This window comes from Streptomyces sp. NPDC026575, from assembly GCF_055567415.1.
Genome location: NZ_JBVHQM010000026.1, coordinates 25,028 through 43,873 on the forward strand (window position 1 = coordinate 25,028; position 18,846 = coordinate 43,873).

An 18,846-nucleotide genomic window follows, 5' to 3' on the forward strand; every position below is an offset into this window, starting at 1 on the left:
CCGAAGACCGCGGATAACACTGTCGAGGACCGCGGATGGCGCTCCGCGGCGGCGGACCGTGTGCCGCCGCCGTGCGGACGAAGCGACGCTCCGTCCGCACGGCGGCCCACACGTACAAAGGCCCGGCTACGCCGATACGGCGTCGATCCGGGCCAAGGCGTCATCCGCGCCGTACGGCTGCAAATACGGCAGCCAGCGCGGATCGCGATGGCCCGTGCCGATGATCCGCCACGCCAGTCCTGACGGCGGGGCGGGCTGATGGCGCAGCCGCCAGCCGATCTCGGCGACATGGCGGTCTGCCTTGACGTGATTGCACCGCCGGCAGGCGGCGACGACGTTCTCCCAGGTGTGCTGACCGCCGCGACTGCGCGGGATGACGTGGTCGACGCTGGTTGCGACGCCACCGCAGTACATACAGCGCCCGCCGTCACGGGCGAACAGCGCCCGGCGGGTCAGTGGCACGGGGCCGCGAAAGGGCACCCGCACGAACCGCTTCAAGCGGACCACACTCGGAGCCGGAACGACACGGGTCGCGCTGTGCATCAGGGCGCCGGACTCCTCAAGGCTCACAGCCTTCTCATTGAGTACGAGGATGAGCGCGCGGCGGAGCGGTACGACGCCGAGCGGCTCGTACGACGCGTTGAGGACCAGGACATGCGGCACGGGTGCCTCCTTGTACGCCGGCGGCGCGTGGCTCGCGCCGGGACGATCTCCCCACAGTGTCCCCCGGTGCCTGGTCGGAGCGCCACCATGACCGAGTAACGGGCCGGAGGTGTTTTCCACCACACCCCCGCACTTCCCCGCGGATACGGCTCATTTCGACCCCCCTGGGACCTCCCGGCTCGAACAAGGGCACGGACCGCCCCCGTTGCCCCGTTAGTGTGGATGGCCTGCCCGGTCCCCGGGGGCCCTCGGTCCGGGTCTGCGCTCCCATACGGAAGGTTCGACTGTGTTCTGGTCCGCTTCGCCGGTCGCCGCCGCGCCCCTGCGCGCGGCCGCATCCGACTCCACCGGCCCGACCTCGCTCGACGAGGCCACACAGAAGGCCACCAACGCCGCCGGCTGGGTGCAGGAGAATTGGGGGACGTGGCTCACGTCCGGCCTGCAGATCCTGCTGATCATCGTGATCGCGGTGGTGCTGCGTCATGTGATCCGCCGCACCATCACCAAGTTCATCGAGCGGATGAACCGCACCGCGGCCGCCGCCCAGGGCACCGCGCTGGGCGGTCTGCTGGTCAACGCCGAGCGCCGGCGCCAGCGCTCCGAGGCCATCGGCTCGGTGCTGCGCAGCGTCGCCTCCTTCGTGATCATGGGTACCGCCGCGCTGACGGTGCTCTCCGTGCTCCAGATCAACCTCGCGCCGCTGCTGGCGAGCGCCGGTGTGGCCGGCGTCGCCATCGGCTTCGGCGCCCGCAACCTCGTCACCGACTTCCTCTCCGGCGTCTTCATGATCCTTGAGGACCAGTACGGCGTCGGCGACGAGATCGACGCGGGCGTGGCCACCGGCACGGTCATCGAGGTCGGCCTGCGGGTCACCAAGCTGCGGGGGCCCAACGGCGCCATCTGGTACATCCGCAACGGCGAGGTCAAGCGGATCGGGAACCTCAGCCAGGGCTGGTCCACGGCGTCCGTGGACGTCGTGCTCGCCGCCGACCAGGACCTGGAGCGCGCCCGCGACACCATCACCGCCGCCGGTGAGGAGATGTCCAAGGCGGAGCCGTGGAACGAGCGGCTGTGGGAGCCGGTGGAGGTGCTCGGCCTGAGCGAGGTGCACCTGGACCAGGTCACCCTCAGCGTCTCGGCCAAGACCATGCCCGGCAAGTCCCTGGGTGTGGAGCGCGAACTGCGCTGGCGGATCAAGCGCGCGCTGGACGCCGCCGGTGTCCACCTCGCCCGGCGCCCGGCCCCGGAGGAGGAAGAGCAGGCGGCCCCGGTGGACCCCACCGCCGCCATGGGCGCCCCGTCGGCCCTCAACAACCCGACGTCCCCGCAGTCCCTGGCGACCGACCCGATAGCGGCGCCGCCGAAGCTCGGGAAGTGAGCCGGGCGAAGTGACGCCGGGCGCCCGACGCGCCGCACCAGGGGCGGCCGCGATCCATGTCGCGGCCGCCCCTTCGCCGTACCCGGCTGCTTCCGGCCTTCTGCCGCCCGCGCTCGCCGCGCCCGCCCGACTCGCCCTCCCGCCGTGCCCGGCGTACTCCGCCGGCAACTCGCCGTGCTCAACCCATTGACGCCGCCCCGGCCCGCGACCTACCTTCCTGTCCATCGATTGGAAGGTTTCCTAACAGATGCCGGTGGCCGCCACGGCCGCCGGCGAACGGGGTGAGGGTCATGGCCGGCGGGCAGCAAGCGCAAGGGACCCCTGGGACGCCACGCGTCCTGCGGGCCATGAACGACCGCGCCGCGCTCGACCTGCTGGTGTCGCAGGGACCGCTGACCCGTACACAGATCGGCGCGCTGACCGGACTGTCCAAGCCCACCGCCTCGCAGCTGCTGGCGCGGCTGGAGGCCGCGGGGCTGGTGCGGACGACCGGGAACGTGACCGGGCGGCCCGGGCCCAACGCCCAGCTGTACGAGATCGACCCGACGGCGGCGCAGATCGCGGCGCTGGCGGTCGACCAGCTGGGGATCACCGCCGCGGTCGCGGACATCACCGGGCGGGTGCTCGGCGAGGAGCGGGTCGGGACCGACGCCGTGGACGAGGCGGCGCCGAACCGGACGGCGCAGCTGGTCGCCAGGGCCGTCGACGGCGCGCTGGCCAAGGCCGGGCTGGGCCGCGAGGACCTGCACGGGGCGGTGATCGGCACGCCCGGCGCACTGGATCCGCGGACCGGACGGCTGCGCTACGCCCCGCATCTGCCGGACTGGCACTCGCGGGCGCTGAAGGAGGAGCTGGCCGACGTGCTGGGCGCCCCGATCACCATCGAGAACGATGTGAATCTGGCGGCGGTCGCCGAACAGCAGGACGGGGCCGCGCAGGACTTCGACGACTTCGTACTGGTGTGGGCGGACGAGGGGGTCGGTGCCGCCATCGTCCTCGGCGGCCGGCTGCTGCGCGGTGCCACCGGCGGCGCGGGCGAGATCGGCTATATGCCGCTGCCCGGCGCGCCGCTGGCCAGGGGCGGCGATCGCAGCGCCGCCCAGCCGGACGCCGGCGGCGGCTTCCAGCGACTGGTCGGCTCGCCGAGCGTGATCGCGCTGGCCCGGGAGTACGGGGCCGCCGGCACCCGCACGGTCCAAGAGGCGCTGGACCGCGCCGACGTACGGGCGGAGGTCGCCCGGCGGCTGGCGACGGGGCTCGCGGCCGTGGTCGCGGTCGTCGACCCGCGGCTGGTGGTGCTCTCCGGCGAGGTCCCGCAGGCCGGCGGGGAGGCGCTGCGCGCCTTGGTCGAGGAGGAGTTCACCGGGCTCGCGCTGCCGCGGCCCGAATTGCGGCTGAGCGATATCGGCGGCAATCCGATTCTCATCGGCGCACTGCACACGGCGCTCACGGACGCCCGCAACGCGGTCTTCGACACCACCACCGGCTGAACCTCCCCTCCCCCGCACGGCACGCACGGCCGGTACGGAACCGCACGGCCCAGCAAGGCACCGCACGCCCCCGCGCCACTTCCCCGACTCCCCCTGCCGTAAAGGAAGTCCGCCATGCCGATTTCGCGTCTGCGCATCCGGGTGTCAGCGGCGCTGGCCGGCGCCGGGCTGCTCGTTTCGGGCTGCGCCTCTCCGAGTGTCGGCAGTGACCGCGACGATCCCACCAAGCCGGTCACGCTCACCTTCTGGCACGGCTGGTCGACCCCGGGCGAAATGAAGGCCATCAACGACAGCGTCGCCCGCTTCGAAAGGACGCACCGCAACATCACGGTGAAGGTGGTCCCCAATGTCACCGACGAGACCATGAACCAGGCACTGCGGGCCGGCGGGGACGACGCACCCGATGTGGTGTCGTCCTTCACCACCGGCAATGTGGGGCAGTACTGCTCGTCGGGGATGTGGGCGGATCTCGATCCGTTCCTGAAGAAGACCGGTGTGGACAAGGAAGAGGTGTTCCCCAAGACCCTGCTGGATTACACGAGTTACCGGAAGCGGCAGTGCGCCCTGCCGCTGCTCGCCGATTCCTATGGGCTGTACTACAACAAGGACGCCTTCAAGGAGGCCGGAATCGCTCGGCCGCCGCGCACCATGTCCGAGCTGAAGCGGGATGCCGTCAAACTGACCCGGCGCACGGAAGACGGCGGCTACCGGCGGGTGGGCTTCATGCCCGACTTCCGGCTCTACCAGAACAGTCCGGACCGGATGTTCGCCCAGTGGGGACCGTCCTACTTCGACCGAAAGGGCAAGGCCCGCCTGGCCGAGGACCCGGCGACCGCGGAATTCCTCACCACCGCCGGCGAGCTGGTCCACGCACAGGGCGGCTACGGCCCGCTGGAGAAGTTCCGCACCACCTTCGGCGAGGAGATGTCCTCGCAGAACGCCTTTCTGACGCAGAAGCTGGCCATGCACATGGACGGTGAATGGCGCGGGCTGATGCTCCGCCAGGCAAAGGCGAAGTTCGACTGGGGCACCGCGCCGATGCCGGTGCCGGACGACCGGGCCGACACCTACGGGCGGGGCTATCTGACCGGCACCGTCGCCGGTATCGCACACAGCAGCCGGCATCAGAACGCGGCATGGGAACTGGTGAGGTTCCTGACCGTGAACACCGATCAGGTGGTCCGGTTCGCCAACGACATCCATAACGTGCCGTCGACGAAAGCGGCGCTGAAGTCGCCCGCACTGGACGCCGACCCGACGTTCCGCACCTTCCTCGATATCGCGCAGAACCCGCACAGCGTCGCACTGCCGCCGTCCACCAACGGCGGGCAGTACGTCACCGCACTGCAGGACTTCTGCTACGACGTCGAGGCCGGAAGGGTCCCCGACCTCCAAGCGGGCCTGCGGGCACTCGACGCCCGGATCGACGCCGACAACCTCCAGTCCGAGAACTGAACCGGCGAACACCCGCACCGCCTCCCCGGACCGACTCCGAGAGCTGACGGAGAACCGCCATGGCAACCACCGCCCCCGCGCCCGCACTACGACGCAAACGCTCCCGCGAGCGGCTGCGCACCCTCGGCTTTCTCTCCCCCTGGCTCATCGGCTTCTCGGTCTTCTTCGGCTATCCGCTGATCGCCACCGTCTACTTCTCCTTCGTGCACTACAACCAGATCGAGCCGCCCGATTTCGTCGGGCTGCGGAACTGGAAATACGTGCTGACGCAGATGCCGCTGTTCGGGCCCGCGCTGTGGAACACGCTGTGGCTGGTCGTGGTGATGGTCGCGCTCCGGGTGCTCTTCGGGCTGGGCATCGGCCTGCTCGTCACCAAGCTCAAGTCGGGTGTGGGGTTCTTCCGTACCGCCTTCTACCTGCCGTATCTGGCGCCGCCGGTGGCCGCCACCGTCGCCTTCGTCTTCCTCCTCAACCCCGGCACCGGACCCGTCAACGAGATCCTCGGGGCGCTCGGCATCCCGGCGCCTTCCTGGTTCAACGACCCCACCTGGGCCAAACCGTCGCTGGTGATGCTGTCGCTGTGGGGCATCGGCGACCTGATGGTGATCTTCATGGCGGCGCTGCTGGACGTGCCGAAGGAGCAGTACGAGGCCGCCGAGCTGGACGGGGCGGGCGCCTGGGGGAAGTTCCGCTATGTCACCTGGCCCGCCATCACGCCCATCGTGATGTTCGCGGTGGTCACCGGCGTCGTCCAGACCATGCAGTACTACACCCAGGCGCTGGTCGCCGGGAAGCTCGCCTCCGGCGTCTCCATCGGCCCCGGCACCGTCATCCAGCCCGGCTACCCGGACCACTCCACCCTCACCGTCCCGCAGCTCGTCTACTCCCTGGGCTTCCAGAACTTCAACACCGGCGCGGCATGCGCGCTCTCCCTCGTGCTCTTCGTCATCGCCATGGCCGTCACCACCCTGCTGATGCGCAAGCGCTCCGGCCTGCTTGCGGCGGAGGACTGATCCGAGATGACCACCACGACGCTCCCCGCCCGCCCCGCCCCGGCCCGTACCGGCACGACCGGCGGCCCGGCCGCCCGCGCCCGCCGCACCCGGCTGCTGCACTGGATCGCCGTGCACTCCCTCGCCGTCGCGACCGCCCTGTTCTTCCTCCTCCCCTTCGTCTTCGTCTTCCTGACCTCCGTGATGAGCGACGACCAGGCCATGAGCGGCGAGCTGTGGCCGCACGAGTGGCACTGGTCCAACTACGGCACCGTCTTCGAGACTCCCGGGTTCGTGGACTGGTGGAAGAACTCCCTGCTGTACGCGGGCCTGGGCACCCTGTTCACCGTCTGCTCGGCCGTCCCGGTCGCCTACGCACTGGCCAAACTCCGCTTCCGCGGCCGCCGCACCGCGATGATCCTGGTCATCTCCACGATGATGCTGCCACCGCAGGTCGTCGTGGTCCCGATGTATCTGGTCTGGGCCCAGCAGCTGCACCTCTCGGGCTCGCTGTGGCCGCTGATCATCCCGATGGCGTTCGGCGACGCCTACTCGATCTTCCTGTTGCGGCAGTTCCTGCTGACCATCCCTCAGGAGTATCTGGAGTCCGCGAAGGTCGACGGCTGCGGGGAGCTGCGCACCCTGCTCAAGATCGTCGTACCGATGGCCAGGCCGGGCATCGCCGCCATCGCCCTCTTCCAGTTCTTCTACTGCTGGAACGACTACTTCGGACCGCAGATCTACGCGGCGCAGAACCCCGCCTCCTGGACGCTCTCCTACGGGCTGGAGTCCTTCAAGAGCGCCCACAGCGTCAATTGGAACCTCACCATGGCCGCGACGCTGCTGGTCATGGCCCCGGTCGTCCTCGTCTTCTTCTTCGCACAGAAAGCCTTCGTCGAAGGCGTCACCCTCACCGGAGTAAAGGGCTGATCCCGCATGCCGCCGTCTTCGTCCCCCTCCCCCTCCCCCACCCCCTCCCCTGCTTCACCCCTCTCCTCTACTCCTTCCGATTCCGCTGCTCCTTGCGTCTCCTCTGCTCGGGGAGGTCTGCCCGAAGGCCGGTCCCCGCGCCCCAGCGTCAAACTCGCCGTGGTGGGCGGCGGCTCGACCTACACCCCCGAACTCATCGACGGCTTCGCGCGGCTGCGTGACGTCCTCCCGGTGAGCGAGCTCGTCCTGATCGACCCGGCCGTGGACCGGCTGGAGAGGGTGGGCGGTCTCGCCCGGCGGATCTTCGCCAGGCAGGGCCACCCGGGCACGATCTCCTGGACCCACGACCTCGACGCCGGGATCGACGGCGCCGACGCCGTCCTGCTGCAGCTGCGCATCGGCGGCCAGGCCGCCCGCAACCAGGACGAGACCTGGCCCCTGGAGTGCGGCTGCGTCGGCCAGGAGACCACCGGCGCGGGCGGCCTGGCCAAGGCGCTGCGCACCGTTCCCGTGGTCCTCGACATCGCCGAGCGGGTACGCCGCCGCAACCCCGACGCCTGGATCGTCGACTTCACCAACCCCGTCGGCATCGTCACCCGCGCCCTGCTCACCCATGGCCACAAGGCCGTCGGCCTGTGCAACGTCGCCATCGGCTTCCAGCGCAAGTTCGCGAAACTGCTGGGGGTCTCCCCCGAACAGGTCGAGCTGGAGCACATCGGCCTCAACCACCTCACCTGGGAGCGTGCCGTCCGCGTCGCCGGCGAGGACGTCCTGCCCGCGCTCCTCGCCGAACACGGCGACGCCATCGCCGACGATCTGCGCCTGCCCCGCCCGCTCCTCGACCGCCTCGGCACCGTGCCCTCCTACTACCTGCGCTACTACTACCAACACGACGCGGTGGTAAGGGAGTTGCGTGGCAAGCCCTCCCGCGCCGCGGAGGTCGCCGCCATCGAGCGGCAACTCCTGACGCTCTACCAGGACCCGGCGCTCGACGAGAAGCCGGAGCTGCTCGCCCGGCGCGGCGGCGCCTTCTACTCCGAAGCGGCCGTGGCACTCACCTCCTCCCTGCTGGGCGACACCGGCGACACCCAGATCGTCAACGCCCTCAACAACGGCACCCTCCCCTTCCTCCCCGACGACGCCGTGATCGAGGTCCCCGCAACCATCGACGCCACCGGCCCGGCCCCGCTCCCCGTACGCCCCCTGGAACCCCTCTACGCCGGACTGATCGCCAACGTCACCGCCTACGAGCACCTCGCCCTGGAGGCGGCCCTGAAGGGCGGCCGGGACCGGGTCTTCTCCGCCCTCCTCTCGCACCCCCTCATCGGCCAGATCGACTACGCGGACCGGCTCACCGACGAGCTGATCGCGCACAACCGGGAGCACCTCACGTGGGCCTGACCGGCACGGCGCTCGCCATCGACGCGGGCAACAGCAAGACCGACGTGGCACTGGTGGCCGCCGACGGCAGGCTGCTCGGCACGGCGCGCGGCGGCGGCTTCCAGCCCCCCGTGGTGGGCGCCGCCCGCGCGGTCGACGTACTGGCTCCCCTGGTGGCATCAGCCCTCTCCCAGGCCGGGCCGACCGGCGCCGGCCCCGTCGACCACCTCTCCGCCTTCCTCGCCAACGCCGACCTCCCCGTCGAGGAGACCGCCCTCACCTCCGAAATCGCCCGTCGCGGCTGGTCGCGCACGGTCTCCGTCCGCAACGACACCTTCGCACTGCTGCGGGCCGGACTGCCCGACGACGGGGAGCCGGTCGGCGTCGCCGTGGTGTGCGGGGCCGGCATCAACTGCGCCGGCCTCGGCCACCGCGGAGCCACCGCCCGCTTCCCCTCCATCGGCCGGATCTCCGGCGACTGGGGAGGCGGCTCCTTCCTCGCCGACGAGGCCCTGTGGCACGCGGCCCGCGCCGAGGACGGCCGCGGCGCCCGGACCGAGCTGGCCCACGCGCTCCCCGCCCACTTCGGCCTGACGACCATGCCGGAGCTGATCGAGGCGCTCCACCTACGGGGCATCCCCGACCGGCGCCGCCACGAACTGGCCCCGGTCCTCTTCGCCGTCGCCGCCTGCGGCGACCCCGTCGCCCGCGGCATCATCACCCGGCAGGCCGAGGAGGTCGTCCTCATGGCCACCGTCGCCCTGCAACGCCTCGACCTCCTCACCGAGCCCACCCCGGTGGTCCTCGGCGGCAGCGTCCTGGCCGCCCGCCATCCCCTCCTCCACGACCGCGTCCTCCACCTCCTCGCCGATCGCGCCCCCAAGGCGGTACCCCACGTCGTCACCGCACCACCGGTCCTCGGCGCCGCCCTCGACACCCTGGACCGAGCGGGTGCCGAGGCGGACGCCTATGCGCGGCTGAGGCGGGCCTGGGAGTAGAGGGGGCGGGGCAAGGCGGGCGCGGGCTTGGCGACGTGGCCCCGGGGCACCCCGCCCCCTTTCGCGACCTTCGCACCCGCCTGCCCGTCTATACGACCTGCACGCCATCCCCCCGTCGCGTCTCGATGCGTTCGCCCGGGCCCAGGACGAGGTCCGTGGCCGGGATCGGGACGAGGTGCGGGCGGGTGCGAGGGGGCGGGGGTGCGGCGGGGGGATGGTCGCGGTTGCGCTCCGTGACGATGGTGATGGGTTGGTCGGTGTCGTTGATGACGAGAGTGGGGGCGCCGGTCAGGCGGTGGTCGAGGGGGTAGGTGCCATGCGGATCGATGTAGGTCGTACCGCCGATGGTCAGGAATCCGCAGGCAGGCGGCGCGAAGGGGGGAGTGGAGCCGGCTTCTGGGATGAGGCGGGCGAAGAATTCGCCGATGCGGCGCATGAGGGTCTCCTGACTTCCGGGCGCGGGACGGTCCCCGCTCGTCGTGGTTGCTGAGTGAAGATCGAGCTCGACTTCGTCACTCAGCGTAGCCATGGAGGGGTAGGCGAGTCAGCGGCGCGTGGGAGTGAAGGGGGAGGCGCGCAGTGCTGTGGAGTGCGCCGTCAGGGTTCCCGGGCGGGGCTCAGTCGTCGAGAGGGAGGGCCAGGTCGCGTACATGGCCGGCGAGAAGGAGGACGGCGGCGTCGACGGCGGCCTGGGGGTCCTGGGCGCGGATGGCCTCGGTGAGGCGCAGGTGCGGGTCGGTGGCGGCCGCGGTGGCGGTGTCCAGGCAGGCGGCGCGCCGGAGTTCCGCGCGCAGGGCGGCGCTGAGAGAGCGGTAGATGTCGGCGAGGACGGGGTTGGCACCGGCCTCGGCGACCAGGACGTGGAACTCGGCGTCGGCGGCGGTGAAGGCGTCGGTGTCGCGGGCGGAGAGGGCTGCGTTGCGGCGGGCCAGCGCGGCTTCGATGCCGGTGAGTTGGGCGTCCGTGCGATGCTTGGCGGCCTGTCGGGCGGCGACCACGTCGAGGCCCTGGCGGACCTGGGTGACATGGCTGAGCTCGGCGCGTTCGAGACGTCGGCGGAGGGCGGCCGCGCTGTCGTCGTCGGAGATCACGAAGGTGCCGTCGCCCTGCCGGGGTTCGAGGAGTCCTGAGTGGACCAGGGAGCGGACGGCCTCGCGGACCGAGGCGCGGCTGACGCCGAGGGATTCGCACAGGACGCTCTCGGGCGGGATGCGGCTGCCCACCGGCCAGGTGCCGTTCACGATCTGGGCGCGGATCTCGTCGGTCGCGCTCTCCACGAGCGACACCCTGCCCTTGCGGACTGTTTGCACGAGATCACTCCCTCCCTGGGCGACGGCCGGTGTGCCGATGTCCTGCTCGTGAATCCGGCGTCTGATGTCTGATGACTCTGCGGTCACTGTAATGCCGGAGGGGACGGGGCGGCGGGCCCGGCCGCGGATCGCGATCCGAACAGGATCAGGGCAATCGCGGTGTGCTTGTCAGTGGCGGCGGACATACTGCTGCCCATGCACCGGTCCTTGTCGTAAGCGCTCCGGGCGCCGGACGCGGGGGGCCGGGTCCGCAGTCCGCGACCAGGAGGAGGTTCAGTGTCGTCCGTGTCGACCAGCAGCGTGGCACCGCCCGCCTCGGGGCGGCGGCCGGCCTGGGCCGAGGGGCTGGACGGGCTGCGCGCCGCGGCGACGACCGAACCGGGCCGCCTGCGGATGATCGGTGCCGTCCTGGTGCTGCTGGTGGTGGTGTTCGGCGCGGTCACGGCCTGGCAGGTGTCCGACCGGGCGGCGGCCGCGGACGACGTGGTGGAGCGCAGTCAGCCGCTGACGTCGGACGCGGCGAGCATCTACCGGTCGCTGGCGGATGCGGACACCACGGCCGCCGGCGGCTTCCTGGCGGGCGAAGAGGGCGGCGGGGCCACGCGCGAGCGCTACGAACGCGATATCGCGACGGCGGCGGAGCTGCTGGCCAAGGCTTCGCAGAGCGCCCGCGGTTCGGACGGGGCGGGCGCGCAGATAGCCCGCCTCAATCGGCAGCTGCCGCGCTACACGGGACTGGTGGAGACGGCGCGGGCGAACAACCGGCAGGGGCTGCCGCTCGGCGGTGCGTATCTGCGGTACGCGAACGAGCGGATGCGTACGGAACTTCTGCCGGCCGCACGGGCGTTGTACGAAGCGGAGACCAAGCGGCTGGCGGCGGACTACGACGAGGCCGAGGCGTGGCCGTGGTGTGCGGTGGCGGCCGGGGCGGTGGCGATCGGCGCGCTGGGATGGGCGCAGCGGCGGCACTACCGGCGCACCAACCGGGTGTTCGCTCCGGGGCTGCTGGTCGCGACGGCCGCTTCCGTCGCGGTATTGGTGTGGCTGGTGGTGGGGCATGCGGTGGCGCGGGCGGGGCTGACGGATTCGTACGAGCACGGCGCCCGGTCGCTGCGGGTGCTCGTCGAGGCGCGGATCGATGCGTTGCAGGCACGCGGGGACGAGAATCTGACGCTGGTGGCCCGCGGTGCGGTGCTCACCCGCGATCAGCGGGACTTCTACGAGGTCGGCTTCCGTTCGGGGATGCGGGATCTGGCCGGCACAGGCGATCATGGTGCGGCGGGGGCGAGGAGCAGGCTGGGCACGGCGCTGGCGCTGGCGGACGACGATGCGGGGCGGGGGCCGGTGCGCGACGCGGCCGCATACGTACGGCAGTGGCAGGCGCGGCACGCCCAGGCGCGGGCCGCGGACGAGAAGGGCGAGTACGACCGGGCGCTGGAGAAGGTGATCGGCGCCGACGGCTCCACGGGTGAGTCGTTCGACCGGGTGGCGGCCGGGCTGCACAGGGCGCTGGTGCACGAGCAGGGGGAGTTCCGGTCGGCGGCGGACGACGGGCGCGGGGCGCTGGACGGACTGCCGGTGGGTGCCGGGGCGCTGGCGGCGCTGGCCGCGCTCGGCGCGGTGCTGGGGATCGGACGCAGGCTGGCGGAGTACCGGTGAGGGGAACTGGTGAGGGGGACATGACGAAGCGCGCGCGAGGACTGCGGAATCTGCGTGCCGTCCTGGCACCGGTCGCGGCCGGGATGTCGGTGATGGCGGCCGCCGCCGCGGTGCTGGTACCGGCGCTGGGCGGTGCCGCCCACCCGGACCGGCCCGGCCCTGGCGGCGTGCCCTCACCACCGCCGATACACCGGGCGTACGGGCCCGGAACGGCGCCGGCCGAGCCGGCGGCGGCCACGTGCACGGCGGGGAACGCCGCGGAGAGCCTGCGGCCGTCGTCGGCCGAGGGTGCGGCGGTGGCACGGATCAAGGACAGGGGCCGGCTGGTCGTCGGGGTCGACCAGAACACCTACCGGTGGGGGTATCGCGATCCGGCCACCGGCAGGCTGGAGGGTTTCGACATCGATCTGGCGCGGGCGATCGCCGAGGACATCCTGGGGCCGGACCCCGAGGTCGTCTTCAAGGCGGTGCCCACCGACCAGCGGATACGGGCGCTGCAGCAGCGCACGGTCGACATGGTGGTGCGGACGATGACGATCAACTGCGCGCGCAAGCAGCAGGTGGCGTTCTCGACGTCGTACTTCCAGGCGGGGCAGCAGGTGCTGGCCCCGAAGTCGTCCGGGATCAAGGCGTTCGACGATTCGCTGCGCGGCAAGCGGGTGTGCACGGCCGCGGGTTCGACGGGTGAAGCGGAGCTGGCGGAGCAGCGGCACGGCGCCGAGGTGCTGACGGTGCCCAGCCAACTCGACTGCCTGGTGCGGCTGCAGCTGGGCCAGGCGGACGCGGTGGTCACGGACAACGCGCTGGCCGCGGCGCAGGCGGCGCAGGATCCGAAGGTGGAGCTGAAGGGCAGGCCGTTCACCAAGGAGTCGTACGGCGTGGCCATGAACAAGGCCGACACGGACCTGGTGCGCCGGGTCAACAGGGTGCTGGACGACTACCGGGGCGACGGGAGCGCCGACAGCCCCTGGATGCGGGCGTACCGCACCTGGTTGCGGGCCGATATGCCGGAGATATCGGGGCCGCCGTCGCCGGAGTACAGCGACTGACCCACGAGCGGCCGTACCACGCCCGGCCGCCCCAAGGTGCCCAGTACCTCACCGTTCGCCGCATGGAGCGGCCCGATGCCGTTCACTATGGAAAGAGGAAGGGGAAACGGAGGGAACCGCACCGCAGCAGCCACCCGGTCGCAGCAATCGCCGTGCACCGTACGCGTATTGGAGAGGTGATCGATGGGGGTCCCTGGACCCTTTCCCGGATCTCCGGGGAGGCCCGATGCCCCGGTGCTGAGCCGGGAGGAGGTGGACCGCGCACTGGCGCGGCTCGGCGCCGAGTACGAGGCGATCGAGACCTCGCTGCTGGCGCTGCAGGACCACGCGGGGCGCCGGCTGCTGGAGGGCGCCGATCTGTCGGGCACGACCAAGGAGCGCTGGGCCGCCACGGAGCGCTCCATCGCGGTCCTGTGGTCGCTGTTCGACACCTACACGGCGGCGCTGGAGGCGGCGCGCGAACTTCGGGCGCAGCGGCGCTGGCCGTCCCCGGACGACCTGGCGGAGCTGACGCGGCTGCTGCGCGGCGACGAGGTCGCGGTGCCCGGCGCGGCCCCGGAGGACGGCGGCCCGGGGAGCGGCCCGCCGGGCGAGCGGCTGAGCCTGGAGGCGCTCGTCGCGCGGATGAACGGCCTGTACGCGCGGTCGCTGGATGTGATCGTCGCCGCCGACGCGGTCTGGTCGGCGCTGCCGGCCCGGATAGACCTGCTCTCCGCCGAGCTCCAGCGCACCCGTTCGCTGGCGCATTCGGTGGGCGTGCGCCCCGGTGAGCATCCGGCGGGCGACGACCTGGAGCGGATCACCGGCGAGCTGGCGCGGCTGCGCGCCCAGGTGATCGCGGACCCGCTGGCGTTCTGGGTGTCGTCGTCGACGGGGAGTTCGGCGCCCGGCGGGGGCCGTCCGGACACCGGGCGCTACGACCGGGCGGCCCGCGCGCTGGAGGACATCCGGCGGGAGATCGCGGCGGTGCTGGACGTGCGGCAGGACGCGGAGCAGCGGCTGATGCAGCTGCGCGACGTCCTCTCGCGCGCCGACCGGACGCTGACCGAGGCGCGCCAGGCGCGCGGTGAGGTGCTGGCGAAGATCGCCGCGTCGGAGGTGCCCGCGGTCAGCGGCCCGTCCACGGCGCTGCACGAGCAGCTGGCGGCCGCCGCGGAGTACCGCAGGCGGGCGCAGTGGCACCGGCTCTCGCCGCTGCTGGACAGCCTGGAGGAGCGCGCGGAGGAGGAACTCCACCGCGCCCGTGAGTCGTTGACGGCGGTCACCGCGCCGCTGGCGGTGCGCGCCGAGCTGCGCGGCCGGCTGGACGCCTACAAGGCGAAGGTGGCGCGTCACGGCATGGCGGCGGATCCGCTGCTGACGGAGCGGTACGACGTGGCCCGCCGGATGCTGTGGAGCGCCCCGTGCGATCTGCGGGCGGCCGAGCACGCGGTGTGGCGCTATCAGCAGGCGGCGGCGGAGGCGCTGGTTCCGCCGCAGCGGGAGGAGAGGGGGGATTCATGACGGAGCGGGCCGGCGGGCGCTGCCAACGGCGGGACTGCGCGGGCGGTTACGTCGATGCCGGCGGCGGCGAGCTGTACTGCGACCGGTGCGGTCTGGCGCCGGTGGTCTCGCCGGGCGGCCTGATCTCCTCGCCGCCCACCGGCCTGACGGACCGGGCCCGGGCGGGCACGGCGTCGCGCCGGGCGGCGGCCGGGGCGCTGCTGACGGTCCCCTCCCCCGGCCCGGGCGCCGGCTCCGGTTCCACGCCGCCCTCCGCCCGCTCGTCGGCGTCCCGGCGCTCGGTCTCCGCGCGGCTCTCCCGCGCTCCGTCCGGCGGCGGGGCGACGCGCGGCAGGTCGGTGTCGGTGCGCGGCAGCACGGGCAGCGGGTCGTCGCGCGGGCGGCTGGGCGCGGGCCTGGTGGCGGTGCCGGAGGTGCCGCGGCCCGATCCGCGTACCGCGGTCCTGAAGGATCCGCGGGTCCCCGAGCGCAAGCGGTTCTGCAGCCGCGCGGACTGCCGTGCCCCGGTGGGGCGGGCGCGCGGTGAACAGGCGGGCCGGACGGAGGGGTTCTGCGACAAGTGCGGCCATCCGTACAGCTTTGTACCCAAGTTGCGGCCCGGTGAGCTGGTGCACGGCCAGTACGAGGTCGTGGGCTGCCTGGCCCACGGCGGGCTCGGCTGGGTCTATCTGACGATCGACCGCGCGGTCTCCGACCGGTGGGTGGTCCTCAAGGGGCTGCTGGACACCGGTGACGAGGAGGCGCTGGCGGTCGCGATGTCCGAACGGCGCTTCCTCGCCGAGATCGAGCACGCCAACATCGTCCGGATCTACAACTTCGTCGAGCACCTCGACCGGGGGACGGGCAGCCTCGACGGCTATATCGTCATGGAGTACGTCGGCGGCAAGTCGCTCAAGGACATCGCCAACGCCCGGCGCACGCCCCACGGAAGGCGCGATCCGCTGCCGGTCGAGCAGGCCTGCGCCTACGGCATCGAGGCGCTGGAGGCGCTCGGCCATCTGCACAGCCGCGGCTTCCTGTACTGCGACTTCAAGGTCGACAACGCCATCCAGCAGCACGACCAGCTCAAGCTGATCGATATGGGCGCGGTGCGCAGGATGGACGACCACGAGAGCCCGATCTACGGCACGATCGGCTATCAGGCGCCCGAGATCGCCGAGCTGGGCCCTTCGGTCGCCTCCGACCTGTACACGGTCGCGCGCACCCTGGCCGTCCTGACCTTCGACTTCCAGGGCTATACGAACGTCTTCGCGGACTCGCTGCCCGATCCGGACAACATCGAGGTCTTCCGCAGCTACGAGTCCTTCTACCGGCTGCTGGTGCGCGCCACGGACCCCGACCGGGCGCGCCAGTTCTCCTCCGCGGAGGAGATGTCCGAGCAGCTGACGGGCGTGCTGCGGGAGGTGGTGGCGCTCCAGTCGGGCGAGCCGCGGCCGGCGCCGTCGACCCTGTTCGGGCCCGAGCTGCGGGCCGTGGGCACCGAGTTGCTGGCCCCGCTGGAGGGCGACGGTTCGCTGCTGGGCGGGCGCGGGACGGCGCCCGCGCCCGGAGAACCGGAAGCCATCGGTCCGCTGCTGCGCCCCCTGGACGTCGCGGGCGCCGCCCTCGCGCTACCGGTGCCGCGGGTGGATCCGGGCGACCCCGGCGCCGGCCTCCTCGCCGGGCTGTCGGCCGCCACCCCCGCCGAGCTGCTGACCGCGCTGCGCTGCGCGCCCGCCGACTCCCTGGAGGTCCGGCTGCGGGAGCTGCGCGCCCATCTGGAGACCGGTGACGGCGCGGCCGCGCAGGCGGTGCTGGAGGCGCTCGCAGCGCGGCCGGCCGGGCCCGCCGCGGCGGCGGTCGGTGGGGATCCCGGGGAGCGGGGCGCCGACTGGCGGGTGGTGTGGCACGGCGGCCTGGTGGCGCTCGCCACCGGGGACCACGAGCGGGCCGCGCCGGCCTTCGACGCGGTCTACGACGCCTTCCCCGGCGAGCCGGCGCCGAAGCTGGCGCTGGCCCTCTGCGCGGAGCTGCTGGAGCAGTGGGACAACGCCCTGGAGTACTACCGCCTGGTGTGGGCGACCGACCGCGGCTATGTCAGTGCCGCGTTCGGGCTGGCCCGGGTGCGGCTGGCGGCGGGCGACCGCGCGGGCGCGGTCGAGGCCCTGGAGTCCGTACCGGAGTCGTCCATCCACTACACCGCGGCGCGGGTCGCGGCGGTCCGCGCCCGGCTGCGGCGGCGTCCGCCGCGCGATCCGCTGCTGGCGGATCTGCGGGCGGCCGCCCAACAGGTCGAAGCCCTCGCGGACTTCGGCCTGGACGCCGAGCGAAGGGAACAACTCGCCACCGAAGTACTGGGCAGTGCCCTGGACTGGGTACTCTCCGGGAGCCACGGTGCCGGCCCGGACGCGGAGGGCGCCGCCGGCGGGCGGTCGGCGCTGCTCGGCAGCCCGCTGGACGAGCGCGGTCTGCGGTGCGGCCTGGAGCGGTCGTACCGCCTGCTGGCGCGGCTGGCACAGCGTGGTGAGAAGAGGATCGAGCTGGTGGAGCGGGCCAACCGCTTCCGCCCCAGGACATGGGTGTGACATGGGTGTGACTGGGCCGTCCCGGTGCGCGGGGTGCGAGGAACCCCTCGATGCGGGGGACAAGTTCTGCGGTCGGTGCGGCGCCGCTCTCCTGGCGCCGGCCGCGCCGTCGGCGTACGGGGCCGCTCCGGGGCACGCGGCGCCCGCCGGGCCGCCGCCCGTACCTCCGCTGCCGCCCATGCCGCCGGCGCCGCCCGTACCGCCCGCCCCCGCCGCGCCCGGCGGCCCCGCCGGCCCGCCGCCTCCGGATCCGCAGACCCGGTTGCCCTTCGGCGACGACGAGGCGCCGCAGGTGCCGGGCAGTGCGCCCGCGGCGCCCGGCAGCGCGACGGCGGCGGACGGGCCGCCCGCCGACCCCCGGGTCGCGGGGTACGAGGTCGTCGCCGACGCCGCCGCGGAAGCGGCCATCGAGGCCGGCGCGCCGAGTGCGCCAGCGCCCGCCCCCGCCCAGGACGCTCCTGCCCAGGACGCTCCCGCCCAGGAGGCCACCGCCTGCCCGGCCTGCCCTTCGGGTCCCGTGGACCCCGACGGCAACTGCGCCCGGTGCGGGCAGCCCCGGCCGCCCGCCCGTGACCACATGGAGAGCGAGCTGGTGGGCCTCGCGGCGGTCAGCGACCGGGGGCACCGGCACCACCGCAACGAGGACTTCTTCGCGCTGCGGGCCACCGCACTGCCGGACGGTTCGCCCGCCGTGGCCGCGGTGGTCTGCGACGGCGTCTCCTCCGCGACCCGCCCGGACGAGGCGTCCAAGGCGGCGTCGGAGGCCGCCGGCGAGGCGCTGCTGGCGTCGCTGCCGCGCGGTACGCACCCCCAGCAGGCCATGCACGAGGCCGTCCTGGCGGCCTCCGCCGCGGTCGACTCGCTGGCCGCCGACCCGGCCCTGGCGCATGACGAGCACCGCCAGCAGAACGCCCCGGCCTGTACGTTCGTCGGCGCGGTGGTCGGCGGCGGGCTGCTGACCGTCGGCTGGGTCGGCGACAGCCGCGCCTACTGGATCCCCAACGACCGCACGGCGCCGCCCGTACGGCTCACCGAGGACGACTCCTGGGCCGCCCAGATGGTCGCCAACAACCTGATGTCCGAGGCCGAGGCGAACGCCGACGAGCGGGCGCACGCCATCACCGGCTGGCTCGGCGCCGACGCCTACGAGGTCGAGCCGCACACCGCGACGTTCAAGCCGGACGGCCCCGGTGTCGTGGTGGTGTGCACGGACGGGCTGTGGAACTACGCCGAATCCGCGGAGCAGATGGCCGCGGTGCTGCCCCACGACGCCCCCACCAGGCCCCTGAACGGCGCGCGCACACTGGTCGCCCACGCCCTCGACGGCGGCGGGCACGACAACGTAACGGTGGCGCTGGTGCCGTTCCCCGCGCCGTCGGTGCGGGCAGGATCGGCCTGACCGGACCACAGCCGGACGAGTCGGGCGCCCGTGGGCCACACGCCGTGGCGGAACGCACCACGGGCGCCGATGAGTG

15 protein-coding genes are annotated in these 18,846 nt (G+C 72.9%); 12 read left to right on the forward strand and 3 right to left on the reverse strand.

The window, feature by feature from the left end; genetic code table 11:
- Window positions 1-126: 126 nt before the first annotated feature.
- On the reverse strand, window positions 127-663 hold the full coding sequence (locus ACZ4NB_RS29865) for an HNH endonuclease (protein WP_018538909.1): 537 nt from the start codon (window positions 661-663) through the stop codon (window positions 127-129).
- 286 nt (window positions 664-949) lie between these two features.
- Between ACZ4NB_RS29865 and ACZ4NB_RS29870 the strand changes: the two genes are divergently transcribed.
- The 7 genes from ACZ4NB_RS29870 to ACZ4NB_RS29900 all read left to right on the forward strand — a co-directional run bounded on the left by ACZ4NB_RS29870 (window position 950) and on the right by ACZ4NB_RS29900 (window position 9,286).
- Window positions 950-2,041 (forward strand): mechanosensitive ion channel family protein, encoded by a 1,092-nt coding sequence (locus ACZ4NB_RS29870; protein WP_467666163.1) that lies wholly within the window; start codon window positions 950-952, stop codon window positions 2,039-2,041.
- 347 nt (window positions 2,042-2,388) lie between these two features.
- Window positions 2,389-3,531: an ROK family transcriptional regulator gene (locus tag ACZ4NB_RS29875; RefSeq protein WP_467666164.1), complete on the forward strand. Its 1,143-nt coding sequence runs from the start codon at window positions 2,389-2,391 to the stop codon at window positions 3,529-3,531.
- 114 nt (window positions 3,532-3,645) lie between these two features.
- On the forward strand, window positions 3,646-4,986 hold the full coding sequence (locus ACZ4NB_RS29880) for an ABC transporter substrate-binding protein (RefSeq protein ID WP_467666165.1): 1,341 nt from the start codon (window positions 3,646-3,648) through the stop codon (window positions 4,984-4,986).
- A 59-nt stretch (window positions 4,987-5,045) separates the two neighbouring features.
- Window positions 5,046-5,999: a carbohydrate ABC transporter permease gene (locus ACZ4NB_RS29885; RefSeq protein ID WP_467666166.1), complete on the forward strand. Its 954-nt coding sequence runs from the start codon at window positions 5,046-5,048 to the stop codon at window positions 5,997-5,999.
- Between the two features lie 6 nt (window positions 6,000-6,005).
- Window positions 6,006-6,908 (forward strand): carbohydrate ABC transporter permease, encoded by a 903-nt coding sequence (locus tag ACZ4NB_RS29890; RefSeq protein WP_467666167.1) that lies wholly within the window; start codon window positions 6,006-6,008, stop codon window positions 6,906-6,908.
- Between the two features lie 117 nt (window positions 6,909-7,025).
- On the forward strand, window positions 7,026-8,309 hold the full coding sequence (locus tag ACZ4NB_RS29895; RefSeq protein WP_467666227.1) for a 6-phospho-beta-glucosidase: 1,284 nt from the start codon (window positions 7,026-7,028) through the stop codon (window positions 8,307-8,309).
- A complete protein-coding gene (locus ACZ4NB_RS29900) occupies window positions 8,300-9,286 on the forward strand; it encodes an N-acetylglucosamine kinase (RefSeq protein ID WP_467666168.1) in 987 nt (328 codons plus the stop codon). The genes ACZ4NB_RS29895 and ACZ4NB_RS29900 overlap by 10 nt, the downstream gene beginning before the upstream one ends.
- 88 nt (window positions 9,287-9,374) lie before the next feature.
- Here the strand turns inward: ACZ4NB_RS29900 and ACZ4NB_RS29905 are convergent, their stop codons facing one another.
- Both ACZ4NB_RS29905 and ACZ4NB_RS29910 read right to left on the reverse strand, forming a co-directional pair.
- Window positions 9,375-9,722: a hypothetical protein gene (locus ACZ4NB_RS29905; protein ID WP_467666169.1), complete on the reverse strand. Its 348-nt coding sequence runs from the start codon at window positions 9,720-9,722 to the stop codon at window positions 9,375-9,377.
- Between the two features lie 181 nt (window positions 9,723-9,903).
- Window positions 9,904-10,596, reverse strand: coding sequence for a FadR/GntR family transcriptional regulator (locus ACZ4NB_RS29910; protein ID WP_467666170.1), 693 nt, complete (start codon window positions 10,594-10,596; stop codon window positions 9,904-9,906).
- Window positions 10,597-10,881: 285 nt separating this feature from the next.
- Between ACZ4NB_RS29910 and ACZ4NB_RS29915 the strand changes: the two genes are divergently transcribed.
- The 5 genes from ACZ4NB_RS29915 to ACZ4NB_RS29935 all read left to right on the forward strand — a co-directional run bounded on the left by ACZ4NB_RS29915 (window position 10,882) and on the right by ACZ4NB_RS29935 (window position 18,770).
- Window positions 10,882-12,255 carry a hypothetical protein gene (locus tag ACZ4NB_RS29915; RefSeq protein ID WP_467666171.1) on the forward strand — a complete coding sequence of 458 codons (1,374 nt, stop codon included), beginning with the start codon at window positions 10,882-10,884 and terminating at the stop codon, window positions 12,253-12,255.
- A gap of 20 nt (window positions 12,256-12,275) precedes the next feature.
- Window positions 12,276-13,304: a glutamate ABC transporter substrate-binding protein gene (locus ACZ4NB_RS29920; protein ID WP_467666172.1), complete on the forward strand. Its 1,029-nt coding sequence runs from the start codon at window positions 12,276-12,278 to the stop codon at window positions 13,302-13,304.
- A gap of 183 nt (window positions 13,305-13,487) precedes the next feature.
- Window positions 13,488-14,807 (forward strand): hypothetical protein, encoded by a 1,320-nt coding sequence (locus tag ACZ4NB_RS29925; RefSeq protein WP_467666173.1) that lies wholly within the window; start codon window positions 13,488-13,490, stop codon window positions 14,805-14,807.
- The gene (locus ACZ4NB_RS29930; RefSeq protein WP_467666174.1) at window positions 14,804-17,371 is read left to right on the forward strand and encodes a serine/threonine-protein kinase; all 2,568 of its coding nucleotides are present in this window, start codon (window positions 14,804-14,806) and stop codon (window positions 17,369-17,371) included. Before ACZ4NB_RS29925 ends, ACZ4NB_RS29930 begins: the two co-directional genes overlap by 4 nt.
- Before the next feature lies 1 nt (window position 17,372).
- Window positions 17,373-18,770 carry a protein phosphatase 2C domain-containing protein gene (locus ACZ4NB_RS29935; protein WP_467666175.1) on the forward strand — a complete coding sequence of 466 codons (1,398 nt, stop codon included), beginning with the start codon at window positions 17,373-17,375 and terminating at the stop codon, window positions 18,768-18,770.
- Window positions 18,771-18,846: the final 76 nt, after the last annotated feature.

Bases quoted from the DNA above. Each gene is read 5' to 3' on its own strand.
- ACZ4NB_RS29880 (WP_467666165.1), top strand. From the start codon at position 3,646: ATGCCGATTTCGCGTCTGCGCATCCGGGTGTCAGCGGCGCTGGCCGGC.
- ACZ4NB_RS29905 (WP_467666169.1), bottom strand. From the start codon at position 9,722: ATGCGCCGCATCGGCGAATTCTTCGCCCGCCTCATCCCAGAAGCCGGC.
- ACZ4NB_RS29930 (WP_467666174.1), top strand. From the start codon at position 14,804: ATGACGGAGCGGGCCGGCGGGCGCTGCCAACGGCGGGACTGCGCGGGC.
- ACZ4NB_RS29885 (WP_467666166.1), top strand. From the start codon at position 5,046: ATGGCAACCACCGCCCCCGCGCCCGCACTACGACGCAAACGCTCCCGC.
- ACZ4NB_RS29920 (WP_467666172.1), top strand. From the start codon at position 12,276: ATGACGAAGCGCGCGCGAGGACTGCGGAATCTGCGTGCCGTCCTGGCA.
- ACZ4NB_RS29875 (WP_467666164.1), top strand. From the start codon at position 2,389: ATGAACGACCGCGCCGCGCTCGACCTGCTGGTGTCGCAGGGACCGCTG.
- ACZ4NB_RS29925 (WP_467666173.1), top strand. From the start codon at position 13,488: ATGGGGGTCCCTGGACCCTTTCCCGGATCTCCGGGGAGGCCCGATGCC.
- ACZ4NB_RS29890 (WP_467666167.1), top strand. From the start codon at position 6,006: ATGACCACCACGACGCTCCCCGCCCGCCCCGCCCCGGCCCGTACCGGC.
- ACZ4NB_RS29935 (WP_467666175.1), top strand. From the start codon at position 17,373: ATGGGTGTGACTGGGCCGTCCCGGTGCGCGGGGTGCGAGGAACCCCTC.